Below are 15,387 nucleotides of genomic sequence, written 5' to 3'. Positions count from 1 at the left end.
AAAATATCCTCAAACTAAGTAAAAAAATACCGTTTGCCGGGTAGGCGCGTAGTTCAGGGCAGATTCTCCAGCTCGGCTGCCAGGGTTCCGGCCAGGGTCTTCATCCGTATTTCATACAGCTTCAGGGTGTAGCGGGCCATCAGTTCCTCATTGGCAGCCTGCAGTACGCTGATCTGGGCCGTGCGCAGGTCCAGCTGGCTGGCCCGGCCCAGTCGGTATCGTTCCAGGGCAATATCCAGGTTCTCTGCAGCCAGGCGGATGTTGCTGCGGGTTATTTCCCATTGGTCCAGGCCACGCGTATAGCCCGCCCAGGCCTGCCACAGCTGGCTCTCTACGGCTATTTGCTGCTCGCCCAGGCTCAGCTGCTGGATGTCTGCCGCCACCTCGGCAGCCTTCATCTGGCGCTGCAGGTTGCGTCCGTCCCACAGGGTTACGCTGGCAGTCAGGCCATAGTTCAGGGCTATGTTTCGGTTTTCGGTAACGAAGCTGGCGGGGTTGCTACTGTTCAGGTAGCCCGGGCCCAGGTTCAGCTGCAGCTCGGGCAGGCGGCGGGCGCGTGCCTCGTTCAGTGCGCGGATGCTGATCTGGCGGTCATTCTCGGCCAGCAGCAGGTTGGGGTTCTGGCTGGTAGCCAGCTCCATCAGGCGCTGCAGCAGCAGGGTGGTATCGGGCTGCAGGGGGCTCAGGGGTAGTATCTCCAGGCTATTGCGCTCGCCCAGCAGCTGTGCCAGGGCCAGCTGGGCCTGTGCCACGGCCAGCTGCTGGCGTGTTTGGGCTGCGCGTATGCTGTTTAGGTCTACCTGTGCCTGCAGCCAGTCCGACTTTCCGGTTCGGCCGCTTTCATACTGCGCCTGGCTCAGCGCCGCCCGCAGGCTGCCCACTGCCAGGTTGCTATCCAGTATAGCCTGGGCCTGCCGGGCCTGCACCAGCTGGTAGTAAGCCGTAGCCACCTCCGATGCCAGGTCGTTCTCCCGGCGGGTATAGCCCAGCTGGCTGCTGCGTAGCTGTAGCTGCTGGCGGGCGAATAGCTGGCGGTTGGCACCAAAGCTATAGAGCGTCCAGTCCAGGTTCAGGCTGGCGCCGTAGCTGGTGGCATTGGCCCCATTGTTTTCAATGGTCTGTCCGTTGGCGAGGCCTAGTTTGGTGTAGTTAACCGCGTTGCGCGTAAATGCCTCCAGGTTCACCTCGGGCTCCAGGCCTGCAAAGGCCGGGCTGGTAAGCAGGGCAATGCGTGCACGCTCCAGCCCGGCTATTTTCAGGCCTATATTCTGGCTGCGTGCCAGCTGCCACAGCTGGCCCAGCGCCAGCGGCTGCTGGGCATGTAGCCCCAGGGCAAGGCTGCACCCCAGCAGGATGAGCAGGGCCCTATGCCCATGGCTACTTCTCTTTTCGCGGACTGTCGTCATCCTTCTGCTTTCCTTTTTTTGCCTTTTCGGATTTTTGCTTCTCTTTCTTCGGCTTGTCCTGTTTTTTGGGCTTCCTTTTCTTTTTCTTCCCGGGAGCCTGTTCATCGGCTGGCGGGGTGGTTGCAGTTTCTCGTGTTTCTGGCCACACATCGGGCAGGCCTGGGGCCATGGCCACGGTGGCAGGTGGCCGCTGGCCACGGCTGAGCAGCAGGTACATGCCCGGAACCAGGAAGAGGGAAAGGAAGCTGCTAATGCTGACCCCCCCCACTACGGCTATGCCCATACCGATGCGGCTCTCGGCCCCGGCACCCAGGGCCAGGGCGATGGGCAGGAAGCCCAGGGCCGTGCAGAGCGAGGTCATGAGAATGGGGCGAAAACGCGCCACAGCAGCCTCGCGCACGGCATCCAGGCGCGAGTGGCCATCTCGCCGGCGCTGGTTGGCAAACTCAACGATCAGGATGCCATTCTTGGTTACCAGCCCGATGAGCATGATGATACCGATCTGGCTGAAGATATTCAGCGTCTGGTGGAAGTACCACAGGCTGAGGACGGCCCCCATAAGGGCGGTGGCAACATTCAGCAGAATAATGACCGGGTCGCGCCAGCTTTCAAACTGGGCTGCCAGCACCAGGTATACCAGCACCAGGGCCAGCACAAAGCTGAGTAGCAGGTTGTTGTTGCTGTCCTGAAAATCTCTGGAGGTGCCGCTCAGGCTGGTCTGGAAGTTTTCGGGCAGCACCTCTGCCGCTATTCGGTCCATCTCGGCCAGTGCCTCGCCCAGTGTGTAGCCGGGTGCGGGGTTGGCGCTGAAGGTGGCCGATGGGTAGCGCTCGTAGCGAAAGCGAGAGGGGGTGGTGGCACTCTCCTGGGTGGTTACCACGTTGTCCAGCTGAACGAGCTTGCCTGCGGCGTTTGCCACATACAGGCTTCGGATGTCGGCGGGGTCGTCGCGGTCAGTCCGCTGTAGCTGGCCAATCACCTGGTACTGCTTGCCATTTTTCTGAAAGAAGCCGTACCGGCTGCCACTCAGGCCCAGCTGCAGGGCCTCGCCTATGTCTCTCACGCTCACGTCCAGGTCTCGGGCACGCTGGCGGTCGGGCGTAATGGTCAGTTCGGGTTTGTTCAGCTTCAGGTTTACATCCACAAAGGCGAAGTGGGGGCTGCGGCGGGCACGCTGCAGAAAGGGGTCGAGCGCGGCCCGCAGGGCCTCGTTACTAGGTGCCTTGAGCACATACTCTACCGGCGCGCCAAACCTGCCGCCAAAGGTCTGCTGCTGGATAACGGTGGTACGGGCACCGGTAAAGGGCTGCAGGGCCTGGCTAAGCCTGTCGGCCACCTCGGCTTGTGTAGTGCCTGGCCTGCGCCGGGCGGGGTCCAGCAGGTTTACAAACATGAATCCCGAGTTGGCCGAGCTGTTTGCCCCAAAGGCGGGAGAGGTAACCGAGATGGTGGCATCGCGCACACCCGGCGGCACCTGCCGGCGGATTTCGTCTATCAGCGCATCCATATACCGGTCCATATACTCATAGGTGGCACCCTCGGGGCCTTGTACATTTACCAGCACGCGGCTACGGTCTTCCATGGGGGCCAGCTCGCTTTTCAGCTGGCTACCCAGCAGCAGGAAGAGCGCTAGGGAGGCAGCCAGCAGCACGGGCGACAGCCAGGGGCGGGCCAGCACGGCCTCTAGCCAGCGGCCGTAGCCTTCGTTCAGCTGTATAAACAGGGGCTCTGTCTTTCGGTACAGCCAGTTGTGCTGCGCCAGCGGGCGTAGCAGCCGGCTACTCGCCATGGGCGTAAGGGTGAGGGACACAAAGCCGGATATCAGTACCGTAACGGCCAGCACCACGCCAAACTCGAAAAACAGCCTGCCCACCAAGCCCTGTAGGAAAAGCACGGGCAGAAAGACCACCACCAGCGAAATGGTGGTGGCAATAATGGCAAAAAACACCTCGCGGCTACCGGCTATGGCAGCCGCCTGCGTCGGCTCGCCCCGCTCTATGCGGCTATAGATGTTTTCCATCATCACAATGGCATCATCTACCACAATGCCGATGGCTAGCACCAGGGAAAGCAGCGTGAGGATGTTGATGGAAAAGCCCATCAGATACATAACAAAGAAGCTGCCCACCAGCGAGATGGGAATAGCCAGCACGGGTATGAGCGTGGTGCGCCAGTCGCGCAGAAAGAGGAAGATGATGAGGGTAACGAGCGCAAAGGCCACAAATAGTGTCTCGGTTACCTCATCTATGGCCTGGGCTATGAAGCGGGTGGTGTCGAAGCCAATGCCGATCTGAATATCTGCGGGTAGGTCCTTGCGTACCCGGTTCAGCCGGTTGTAAAACTCGTTGGCGATCTCCAGGTGGTTTGCCCCGGGCTGTGGGTACAGGGCTACACCCACCATCTGTATACCGTCTCGCTTCAGGCGGGTGCGCTGGTTCTCGGCATCCAGGGCGGCACGGCCAATGTCTCTCAGGCGGATGGTGCGCTGGCCTACCTGGCGGATAGGCAGGTCGTTAAATGCTTCTACGGTCTCCAGCCGGCCCAGGGTACGCACCGTAAGTTCGGTGCTATTGCCTTCCACACGGCCCCCGGGCAGCTCTACATTCTCTCTTGCTACGGCCTGCTGCACATCTCGGGGGGTAATGCCCTGGGCAGCCATGCGCTCGCGGTCTAGCCACAGGCGCATGCTGTACAGCTGGCTGCCCCAGATGGGTACCAGGCTTACGCCCCGGATGGTCTGTACCTGCTGTTTGAAAATCCGGTCGGCCACCTCAGTCAGCTCCATGGGGGTGCGCTGGCTGCTCTGTACGTTCAGGAAGATGATGGGGCTGTTGTTGTCATCCTCCTTGGCCACAATAGGCGGGTCGGCATCGGGTGGCAGCTGGCGGAGCGACCGGGTTACTTTCTCGATCACATTGTTCGCCGCATCATTCAGGTCTACCCCCAGCTCAAACTCTACGCTGATGGTGCTGCGCTCCTCGCGGCTGATGGAGCTGATCTGGCGGATGCCATCTATGCCACTTATGTATTCCTCCAGGGGTTCGGTTATCTGGCTCTCTATCACCTGGGCGTTGGCGCCGGTGTAGTTGGTGGTTACGGAGATAACGGGCCGGTCTGTAGTAGGAAACTCACGTATGCCCAGAAAGAACAGGCCGATGACACCCAGCAGCACCACCAGCAGGTTGATTACCAGCGTAAATACGGGCCGGCGGATGCACAGTTCGCTCAGGTTCATCGTTTCACTACTTTGGCCTGTACACGGGCACCGGGGCGGGCCTGCAGTATGCCGCTCACCAGCACCTGCATACCGGGCTTCAGGCCTTTCACGATCTGCACACGGGCGCCGGTGCGCACACCGGTTACCACAGGCTGGGGCTGCAGGCTGTCGCCCTGCACCAGCCACACCAGGTCTCCGGTGCTACCGGGCACCACGGCCTCGGTGGGCACCATAATGGCGTTCTCCAGGGTCTCGAGTGGCAGCAGCACATCGGCAAAGGCGCCGGGCTTTAGCAGCCCCTGCGGGTTGGGCACCTGTGCGCGTGCGCGGATGCTGCGGGTTTCGGGGTCTATGCCTGGCTCCAGCGCGTATATACGTGCGGTATGCTGGCCGGGCTGGCCGGGCGTGGCAAAGCGCACGCTGCGACCTGTATGAATGCGGGGGCCATATTTCTCGGGTAGCTCAAACTCCAGCTTCATGGGGTGGGTGCGCTGCAGGTTGGCCATATTGGTGCCGGGGCTTACGTATGCGCCGGGGCTTATGCGCCGCAGGCCTATGCGGCCCGAGAATGGGGCGCGTATGTGCAGTTTATCTAGCTGGGCCTGCAGTAGTAGCAGTTCGCTCTCGCGCACGGCCACTTCGGTTACAGCCTGGTCGTACTCCTCCTGGCTCACGGCCTGCTTCTTCAGCAGGTCAGCTATGCGCTGCTGGGTGGTCTTGGCCAGCTTTAGCTGCTGCTCGGCCTTGGCCTGCTGGGCCAGCAGGTCCTGGTCGTTCAGCTTTACCAGCAGCTGCCCCTGCTGTACATAGCTGTCCTCGGCAAAGTAGATGCCCACTACCCGGCCTGCCGTCTCGGTACTAAGGGCCACCCCCTCGTCTGCCAGCAGGCTGCCGCTCACCGTCAGCTGGTCCGTCAGGGTGTCGTAGCGGGTCTGTATTACCTCTACCTGCAGCGGGGGGGCTCCGGCAGCACCCTTGGCTCCGGCAGCGCCCTTGTCTGCCTGTCGGCTATCCCACAGCCGGGGCACGAGTAGCACCAGGAAAAGTGCCATGAGGGCAATGGGGGTGAGATATTTTCTTATCTTCATAGCCGGTACCTTAACAATGTGCTACCTATTCCGTTCAAATTCCGGGAGTCTTTTGTACCGAAATCCGGAACTGCCGGGCCTTTCATCCGTACCATACCGAGTGAAAGCCCGTTCTGCTGCAAAATAAAGCGGAAAGTGGTGCATTTTTGTGCTGAATAGCGTTAAAGGGTTTTACAAAAGGAATTAAGAAGCTGAATCTGCATGCGAATCAATACCTGCCTATACATTTCCTTGCTCTGGATCATCGGGTCGTACACTTCTATATCCCGGGCGCAGCAGCCCGACCAGCAGCCTGGGTGGATACCCGGCATGGCAGTGCTGAAGGTTAGGCCCGAACACCGGAGCCATTGCGCCCTGAATGACATTTCGCTCCCTGCCGTTCAGCTTGCATTTCAAAAGCTGGGCGTAGTACGGGTGGAGAAAAAGTATCCGAGGGCACCAGCGATTAGCGATATCCAGCTGAAGCGGAACCCCCGGCTGGTAGACCTGACGCTTACCTACAACATCTACTTTGACGAGCAGGCTGATGTGCTGCGGATCTGCCAACAGCTGACCAAGCTGGGGGTCCTTGCCTACGCAGAGCCGGAATACATAAGCTACCCCCTGGCCTATGTGCCAAACGACCCACTGGTGGGGTCTAGCGGGCAGGCATGGCTGAATGTGGTGCAGGCCACGCAGGCGTGGGACCTGGCCCGGGGCGACACAAACATTGTGATCGGCGTAGTGGATGCAAGCTGTAACTGGGACCACGAGGACCTGAACGGATCGCTGAAGCGCAACAGCCTGGACCCCATAAATGGGACAGATGATGATAACGATGGCTACATAGACAACTACGCCGGATGGGACTTTGTGGGTACCGATGCAAGGGCCGTACCGGGTGCGTTCATTACCATTTTGCCCGACAACAACACACGGGTGAACCCCACACCGCCTGCCGGTAGCACGCTGTCGCCAGTAGTAAACCATGGCACCGCCACTACCAGTATTGCAGCCGCAAAGACAGACAACGGCATCGGCATGGCGGGTGCAGGCTTCAACTGCAAATTTTTGCCCACCAAGCACATGCACGACTACAACGGAGGGGGGCTGTATTTCACTACCGACGGCATCTTCTATGCCGCTACCCATGGGGCACATGTCATCAACATGTCTTATGGATCCCGTGCTTATAGCCAGAATACCCAGGACGTGGTGAACTTTGCCACCTTCAACGAAGACTGCGCCCTGGTAGCAGCTGCCGGAAACAGCATAACGGAGCAGGTTACCTATCCGGCTTCGTACGAGAACGTGCTCTCTGTTACCTCCACCGATAATTCGGACGTGCTGACCAATGCGTACGGCCCACGTGTGGATGTGAGTGCCCCCGGGGGTACCACCACAGCGGGCTTCAACAATGGCTACGGGGGGGGCGGCGGCCAGTTCACCTCCTTTTCGGCACCTGTGGCAGCCGGCCTGGTGGGCCTGGTGCGCGCCCGGTTTCCCACATACACCGCCCTGCAAGCCCTGGAGCGGGTGCGGGTTACGAGCGATGATGTATATGCCCTGAACACCAACCCCGCCTATGCAAACAAAATGGGAAAAGGAAGGGTAAATTTCCTGAAAGCCCTAACCCTGAGCTCGCCCAGCATTCGCCTTATCCAGCACGCGTTTCGGGATGGAAACGACAACTATATACAGCCCGGCGAGGCTTTTGAGATACGGGCCACCTTCAAGAACTTTCTGGACCCGGCAAGTAATGCCACCATACAGATAACCACCACCGACCCCTACGTAAGCGCCCAAAGCACCAGCTACACTGCCGGGGCCTTTGCCGCGCTGGCCGAAAAGGTAAGTCCAAACGGAACCTTCGCCTTCACAGCAGCGGCCAACACGCCCCGCAATCATTCGGTTACCTTCCGCATCACGTATCAGGACGGGTTTTATACCGATTTCGAGCTGGTTACCCTCCGGATCAATGAGGTTTTCCAAACCGTTGCCTCGCGCAACGTTTCCACCTCTGTGGGGGTGGACGGAAAATGGGGGCAAAACCCTTACAGCCCGAATCAATGGCTGGGACGGGGATGGCAATACGAGGATTTTTCGGACTACCTGTGGGAAGGTGGCTTCCTGCTAGGCACCGGCCCTACGGAACTGGCGAACAACCTGCGCATAACCGGCGGGAAAACCGATAGCCACTTTGTGGCGGCGGGCAACCCCCTGCCGGTGCTGAACCCGCTACGCTCGGACGTAGAGATCCGGACGCAGTGGAATGACAGCCGGCTACCTACAAACCCGAAGGAATTCCAGGTATCGCACTACGCCTATGGCTTTGACGAAGAGGTGTTTGGCCGGATGGTGCTCTACCGCTACGTGATAAAGAACCCCAAGGTATTCAGTATCAGCAATGTGTATGCTGCCCTGGCTGCCGACTGGGACTTTAACAGCAACGCCCTGCAAGACACTGCCGGCTACGACGCGGGCAGGCGCCTGCTGTACAGCTGGGGGGTGGACAACATTGGCCAGCGCGAAGGCTGTAATGCCTACATGGGCATGGTGCTGCTAACAGATGACTACCCGGTACAGGCCCGCACGGTAGACGTGAGCACCTTTTCCTTCAATATGGCAGACAAGTTTGCCGCCATCAGCAGTGGTACCAGCCAGGCCAGCCGGCAGGGTGTGGATGTATATCAGTTTTTGGGGGTAGGGCCCACCACAGTCTTTGCCAACGACAGCATAGAGCTGGCCTATGCCCTCATATCGGCCTGTAGCCTGGCCGAGCTGCAGGACCTGGCCGATACAGCCCTCTTCCGATACGGCTGCCTGTTCAAGCAGAACGCGCTGACGGTAGTGGTGCCACAAAACCCCACAGGCTGCGAAACTGTGACCGTGCAAATGAACACGCCCGGTGCCACCCGCCACACCTGGAGCCCGGGTACGCTGCCCGAGGGGAATACCCAAGTGTTTCACACATCGGGCATCTACCGGGTTCAGGCCCACGACGCAGCCGGGTGTGTGGTAGAAAAGGAAATACAGGTAACCGTATTGCCCACGCCACAGCCCAGCATTACACTGAATGACACCCTGCTTAGCATGGCCGATGGAGCTGTGCTCAACTTCTCCGAAGGGGCAGACCCCTCGCTGAGCCGTACCTGGAGCTTTGGCAATGGCTTTGGCTTCTCGGGCAGGAGTGGCAGCTACGCGTTCTCAAGGCCGGGCAGCTACACCGTAGCCGTAACCGTAGGCAATGGCACCTGCACCGCTATGCGCGACACCACGGTGCGTGTAGTACTGAGCAAGACGACAAGCCGAACCAATGCCACAGGGGCACGCAGCCTGCAGCTGTATCCCAACCCTACGCAGCAGCGTAGCTTCTTCATACAGCCCCCGCTGCCCGGTGCCGAGGCTACCATGCTACTGGTAGACGCGCTGGGGCGGGTAGCCTACCAGCAGGTACTAGCCCCTGCCACACACCACGAGATCCAGCTGCCGGGGCAGGTGGCCGCAGGGGTGTATCAGGTAGTGGTGCGTCAATCGGGCATACAGGAGCAGGCCCGGCTGGTGGTGCAGTAGGCAGATGCTGGATGAGAACACAGGGGGGAAATCGGGCATTCGGCCCGAAGAACGGGCTCGTGTGTAGCCCAATGTTACGCCAAAAAGCGTAGGGCCAAGCGGATTTAGGCCTGCTCGGCCCTACGTTGTTGGTTTAGTCCTGCATTTTTAGCCGGCAGAATTTGGGCACAGCGGGGCCGCGTTGATCGTCCGGAGCCACCCGCACCGCCAAAGCAGGCAGCGCCACAAGCCGGATAAAACAGCCAGCCACAACCAGCAACCGTAAGCAGAGGGGGAGAGAAACCCGGCACCGTGCAGGGCCCGGCACCCGCTAGTTCTTAACCTGGGCAGACTCCGAAGGCTTTGGCAGCGGCTCTGCGTCCGGGTCCTGCTCGGGCAGGGGCTCGGGCAGCAGAGAGCCCTCTTCGTCCTTTTTGAGCGGATTCAGTACGCTGGCCAGAATAGCCACCGCCAGGATACTACCCACAACCAGAAGGGAATAATGGGTGTCGATCTTGTACCCAAAGCCCCGTTCTATCAAAAAGTCCATGGCCAATATCATCTTGAGGCCAATGAATATCAGGATGACAGAAAGTCCGATGTTCAGGTAACGGAAATAGCGCATAATGCCAGCCAGGGCAAAATAGAGGCTCCGAAGCCCCAGTATGGCCATAATATTGGAGCTGTAGATGATCAAAAAGTCATTTGACATGCCCAGTACGGCAGGAATGGAGTCCAGGGCAAAAAGCAGGTCGGTGCTCTCTACCAGGATAAGAACGAGAAACATGGGTGTGGCGTGGCGCACCCCATTGTAGCGGGCAAAGAAACGACCGCCGGAATACTCTGTAGTGAGGGGCATAATGCGCCGCGCCAGCTGCAGAAAGGGGTTTTTCTCCAGATCTATCTCGGGCTCGCTCTCCTTCAGCAGCTTGAAGCCCGTGTAGATCAAAAAACCGCCGAAGATATACATCAGCCACTCAAAGCGGTGGATGAGCTCCACACCGGCAAAGATGAAGGCCACCCGCATGATAATAGCGCCCATAATGCCCCAGAACAGCACCTTGTGCTGATAGGCAGTTGGGAGGCGAAAACGGGAGAAAATGATGAGGAAGATGAAGAGATTGTCTACGCTCAGCGATTTCTCTATCAGGTAGGCAGCCAAAAACTCATGGGCTGCATCCTGGCTGGTACGCCCCGGCTCCAGTGCCACCCAGTCTCCGTAGTAGAAATAAATAAGTACGTAGAGCCCCAGAGACAGCACGATCCAGAAAGCGGTCCAAATAAGGGCCTCGCGCACGGAAACAACATGACTCTTACGATGGAAAACAAACAAATCCAGCATAAGCAGGGTAAAGACCATCACATTGAAGAAGCCGAATAACTCTAGATGCTGAATATCCATGAAGACAAAATATGGCTAAATATATGGAGACGAGATGGTTTTCTTATTCGATCGGCCCAGCGAGAGAGCGTACACTTCCCCCACGGCCCGTACGGTGCTCCAAATTTCGTACCAAATAATTAATTAATTTTGACTAATAAAAATTTTATAAGCCATACCTATGATCGAACAAATTGTTGTATACGCACTGCTGGCTCTTCTGGGCCTTATTGTTGTTTTTGGCAGCTTCTACATCGTTACGCAGCAGACGGTAGCCATCGTGGAGCGCTTCGGACGCTTCCGGGCGATAGGGCGGCCAGGGCTAAACCTGAAGCTCCCGCTGATAGACCGCGTAGTAGCCCGCATGTCCATGCGGGTAATGCAGCTGGAAGTAACGGTGGAGACCAAAACCCGGGACGATGTGTTTGTAACCATACAGGTGAGCGTGCAGTACCTGGTGATGCCCGAGCGTGTGTATGATGCCTACTACCGCCTGAGCAATGTGCACGACCAGGTAACGAGCTATGTATTCGACGTAGTGCGTGCCCGTGTACCCGAGATGCCGCTGGACGACGTTTTTGGCAAAAAAGACGAGATAGCCACCGCCGTGAAGGCAGAACTGGAAGAAACCATGAACGACTTTGGCTACCGCATCCTGTATGCCCTGGTTACGGACATCAATCCGGACGATAAGGTGAAGCAGGCCATGAACGAGATAAATGCGGCTACCCGCCTGCGCATAGCCGCCAATGAGAAAGGCGAGGCCGACAAGATCCTGAAAGTGAAGGCCGCCCAGGCCGATGCCGAGAGCAAGGCCCTGCAGGGAAAAGGGGTGGCAGACCAGCGAATGGCCATCATAGAGGGCCTGCAGCAGAGCATACAGGAGTTTGAGGCTACCATAAAGGGCAGCAACGCCCAAGAGATCATGACCCTGGTGCTGATGACCCAGTACTTTGACACCCTGCAGGCCGTGGCCGAGCACAGCAACAACACCACCATCATGATACCCAGCACGCCCGGTGGCCTGGGAGACCTGACAGAGCAGATCCGTAGCACCCTCATCATGGCAAACCAGGTGCCTGGGCCAGGCACAGCGGGCAAAGCCTAGCGGGATAGGAGGGGTGGGCCTGCGGCCCTGCGTTGCGCAAGGGCACCATCCTGCCTACCTTTGTGTATAATTACGCGTAGAGATACACGAAACGGAACGAGGCAGGGGCAGAAGCCCCATTACAAACGCGTATAATGCGCGTATAACAGAGGCAAGAGAGCTACATGAAAGGGAGAGTACTGGTAGCCATGAGCGGGGGCATAGACAGCAGCGTAACCGCTGCCCTGCTACACCACGCCGGCTATGAGGTGATCGGCATCACCATGAAAACCTGGGACTATGCCCAGAGCGGGGGAAACAAAAAAGAAACCGGCTGCTGTAGCCTGGATAGCATAAATGATGCGCGGCAGCTGGCTGTGGATCTGGGTTTTCCGCACTACATCATAGACATCCGCGAGGAGTTTGGCGACTCGGTCATCCAGAACTTTGTAGACGAATACATAGCTGGGCGAACCCCAAACCCCTGTGTGCTATGCAATACCCATATAAAGTGGGAAGCCCTGCTGCGGCGGGCCGATAAACTGGGGTGCCACTACATAGCCACCGGCCACTACGCACAGCTGAAGGAGATAGACGGCCGTATAGTAATCCACAAGGGCGTAGATGCTGCCAAAGACCAGAGCTATGTGCTCTGGGGCCTCGGCCAGGCTGTTCTGCGGCGCACCCTGTTCCCCGTAGGGGGATACGAAAAGACCAAAATACGCCAAATGGCCGCCGACTGGGGCTATGCGGCCCTGGCCAGCAAGCCCGATAGCTACGAAATCTGCTTTATCCCCGACAATGACTACCGGGGCTTCCTTCGGCGGCGAGAGCCCGAGCTCGCCAGGCTGGAGGGCGGCCCGCTGGTGCGGGTAGATGGTAAGCCGATGGGCACCCACATGGGCTACCCCTTCTACACGGTGGGGCAGCGCAAGGGCCTGCCTGCCCTGGGCGAACCCTACTACGTGGTGCGCATAGAGCCAGACAGCAATACCGTGGTGGTAGGGAAGGAAGAAGACCTGCTGGACCATAGCCTGACTGTGCGGCGGCTCAACCTGGTTAAGCTGGCCGAGATTCCGGCAGAGGGCCTGGCCACCCGCACCAAGATCCGCTACAACGACCCCGGTGCCGCAGCCACACTCTATCCGGGTGCTACGCCGGATACCGCCCGTGTCGTCTTTGAGGAACCCGTAAAGGCTATTACCCCCGGCCAGAGTGCCGTATTCTATGCCGGAGACCAGTGGGACGAGGTGGTGGGCGGCGGCTGGATTGAAAACAGCACGCGGGTAGCCCGCCCCCACCTAGGGCAGTATGTGCAGCAGTAGCCGCCGGGGGTGGAGATTGGCACAGAGGTTGTATCTTGTGGACCAGAAGACCATTCGCCATGAGACAATCCGTTTGCCTAGTTTGCACACTTTGTATGCTCCTGCCCGGCATACTACCCGCCCAGTCCAACCGCATGCAGCTGCCGGACATATTCAACCCCCAGCTGTATCCCCGGGGCCTATCGCAGCTGGGCTGGCGGGCGGATACAGATGCCTATAGCTACCAGCAGGGAGACAGCCTGCTGTGGTATATGGCAACCGACAAGGCCGTGCCGGGCAAACCCGCTGGCACACTCAGCCTGGCCCAGCTAAACGCGGCCCGCAAGGGGAAGGCCATGCCAAACCTGCCTGTGCTGAGCTGGCTGGATGCCCAGCGGCTCCAGTTCAGCTTCCAGGACACACTATGGGTATACGACCTGACCACCCAGGCACTTCGTTTCGTAAATACCGTGCCGGCAGCTGAGCAGCCCGACCTGCACCCACAGACCCTGGCCTACGCCTATGTGGATGGGGCAGACCTGTACATACAGGAAGCCGGACAGGCACGAAACCTGACGCAAAACCAGCTGGAAGGGGTAAGCTACGGCAGGGCCGCGCACCGGCAGGAGTTTGGCATCACCAAGGGCACCTTCTGGAGCCCCAGGGGCAGCCTCCTGGCCTTCTACCGCATGGACGAGCGGCCCGTGAGCGACATGCCGATGATAGACATTACCCAAACACCGGCCTTAAACAAGCCATTCAAATACCCCATGGCCGGGCAGGCTACCCAGCTGGTGACTGTGGGCGTATATGCCCTAAAAAGTGGACAGACCGTGTATCTGCAAACACCCGACCCCAAAGACACCTACCTGACCAACATAAGCTGGGACCCGGAAGAACGCTATGTGTACATAGCCGAGCTGAACCGAGACCAAAACCACCTGCAGCTGGTGCAGTACGATGCCCGAAGCGGACAGCGGCTGCGGGTGCTGCTGGAGGAGCGCGATGCCAAATATGTGGAGCCCGAGCACGGGCCCATCTTCTTCCCCAATGATCCTACCCGCTTCCTCTGGTTTAGCGAGCGCGATGGCTGGCAGCACCTGTATCTATACACCACCGAGGGCAAGCTGCTGAACCAGCTGACGGAGGGTAGCTATGAAGTAACCGAATTCCTGGGCTTTGCCAACGGGGGCGAAACCCTGGTGTACACCTGCACCGCCAACCGGGGGATGGATAGGCAGCTACACTACCTGCCCCTGAAAGGACGGCCACAGGCAGAGAGTACAAACAGGCAGCCACAGTCTATAACAAGTAAAGCAGGTGTACACAGCGGACAGCTAAGCCCCAGCGGGCAGTTCCTGCTCGATACCTATTCCGGCCCGGAGATGCCCCTACAGCAGCAGCTACTAAGCCTGCAGGGTAGGCAGCTGAAAAGCCTGAAGGAGGCAAAGAACCCACTGGCCAACTTTGCACCCTGCGAGGTATCGCTGCTAGACGTGGAGGCCCCGGATGGCACCCAGCTAAATGCGAAGATCCTGCTACCCGCCGGCTTTGACCGAAACCAGCGCTACCCGGTGCTGGTGTATGTATACAACGGGCCGCATGTGCAGCTGGTGCAGAATAGCTGGCTCGCAGGTTTTAACTACTACCTCTATTTCCTGGCCCAGCAGGGGTACATAGTGTTTACGGTAGACGGCCGGGGCAGCCAGTACCGAGGGCTGAACTTTGAGCAGGCCACCTTCCGCCGGCTAGGCCAAACGGAGGTAGACGACCAGCTGGCCGGGGTGAAATTCCTGAAAGGGCTGAGCTATGTAGACAGCAGCCGGATAGCCGTGCATGGCTGGAGCTATGGGGGCTACATGACCACCCGCATGCTTACCCGGCACCCAGGGGTATTTGCCTGTGGCATAGCGGGCGCACCGGTTATAGACTGGAAGTACTACGAGATTATGTACACCGAGCGGTACATGGATACACCCGAAGCCAACCCCAAGGGCTACGAAGCCGCGAGCAACCTGGTATCGGCCACCGGGCTACAGGATCCGCTGCTGCTGATACACGGCACGGCAGACGATGTGGTGGTGTGGCAGCACACACTCAGCTTTCTGCAAACCTGTATTTCGGCCGGGGCTACGAATGTAGACTACATGGTATACCCCGGGCATGGCCACCATGTGGGGGGGCCAGACAGGCGGCACCTGTACCAGTATATGTATCGCTACCTGCAGCAGCACTGCCCCGCAAATGCCCGGTAACGCTTCCGAGGCTTTCCCCCGTCCGCACGCGCACGTGCTTGCCCGGCATACAGGGCACCTGTGCGCGGGGTGCAGGTCGGCAAACAGGAGCTTGCTCAATAGCCTGACTAAACCATAC

Annotated in this window: 8 protein-coding genes; 4 read left to right on the top strand and 4 right to left on the bottom strand. The window is 58.9% G+C overall.

Annotation, left to right across the window (positions count from 1 at the left end; translation table 11 throughout):
- Positions 1-53 precede the first annotated feature (53 nt).
- The 3 genes from LW884_00145 to LW884_00135 are packed head-to-tail and all read right to left on the bottom strand — an operon-like array spanning position 54 to position 5,711.
- Positions 54-1,406, bottom strand: coding sequence for a TolC family protein (locus LW884_00145; GenBank protein MCE3006748.1), 1,353 nt, complete (start codon positions 1,404-1,406; stop codon positions 54-56).
- Positions 1,378-4,641 carry an efflux RND transporter permease subunit gene (locus tag LW884_00140; protein ID MCE3006747.1) on the bottom strand — a complete coding sequence of 1,088 codons (3,264 nt, stop codon included), beginning with the start codon at positions 4,639-4,641 and terminating at the stop codon, positions 1,378-1,380. The genes LW884_00145 and LW884_00140 overlap by 29 nt, the downstream gene beginning before the upstream one ends.
- Positions 4,638-5,711 (bottom strand): efflux RND transporter periplasmic adaptor subunit, encoded by a 1,074-nt coding sequence (locus LW884_00135; protein ID MCE3006746.1) that lies wholly within the window; start codon positions 5,709-5,711, stop codon positions 4,638-4,640. The genes LW884_00140 and LW884_00135 overlap by 4 nt, the downstream gene beginning before the upstream one ends.
- A gap of 201 nt (positions 5,712-5,912) precedes the next feature.
- Here LW884_00135 and LW884_00130 point away from each other — a divergent pair, with 201 nt between their 5' ends.
- The gene (locus LW884_00130) at positions 5,913-9,263 is read left to right on the top strand and encodes a S8 family serine peptidase (protein MCE3006745.1); all 3,351 of its coding nucleotides are present in this window, start codon (positions 5,913-5,915) and stop codon (positions 9,261-9,263) included.
- A gap of 310 nt (positions 9,264-9,573) precedes the next feature.
- Here the strand turns inward: LW884_00130 and LW884_00125 are convergent, their stop codons facing one another.
- Positions 9,574-10,644 carry a TerC family protein gene (locus tag LW884_00125; GenBank protein MCE3006744.1) on the bottom strand — a complete coding sequence of 357 codons (1,071 nt, stop codon included), beginning with the start codon at positions 10,642-10,644 and terminating at the stop codon, positions 9,574-9,576.
- Positions 10,645-10,804: 160 nt separating this feature from the next.
- On the opposite strand from LW884_00125, the gene LW884_00120 reads away from it, so the two are divergent.
- The 3 genes from LW884_00120 (at position 10,805) to LW884_00110 (ending at position 15,269) form a co-directional block, all read left to right on the top strand.
- Positions 10,805-11,731, top strand: a complete 927-nt coding sequence (locus LW884_00120) for an SPFH domain-containing protein (GenBank protein MCE3006743.1) — start codon at positions 10,805-10,807, stop codon at positions 11,729-11,731.
- A 164-nt stretch (positions 11,732-11,895) separates the two neighbouring features.
- Complete coding sequence (gene mnmA, locus LW884_00115; GenBank protein ID MCE3006742.1) at positions 11,896-13,035, top strand: tRNA 2-thiouridine(34) synthase MnmA; 1,140 nt, start codon at positions 11,896-11,898, stop codon at positions 13,033-13,035.
- A gap of 95 nt (positions 13,036-13,130) precedes the next feature.
- Complete coding sequence (locus tag LW884_00110) at positions 13,131-15,269, top strand: S9 family peptidase (protein ID MCE3006741.1); 2,139 nt, start codon at positions 13,131-13,133, stop codon at positions 15,267-15,269.
- Positions 15,270-15,387: the final 118 nt, after the last annotated feature.

The sequence above is a fragment of the Bacteroidota bacterium genome (assembly GCA_021300195.1).
GTDB lineage: Bacteria > Bacteroidota > Bacteroidia > J057 > JAJTIE01 > JAJTIE01.
The sequence above is the reverse complement of the archived record's forward strand: the minus strand, read 5'-3'. Positions and strand labels throughout refer to the sequence as shown.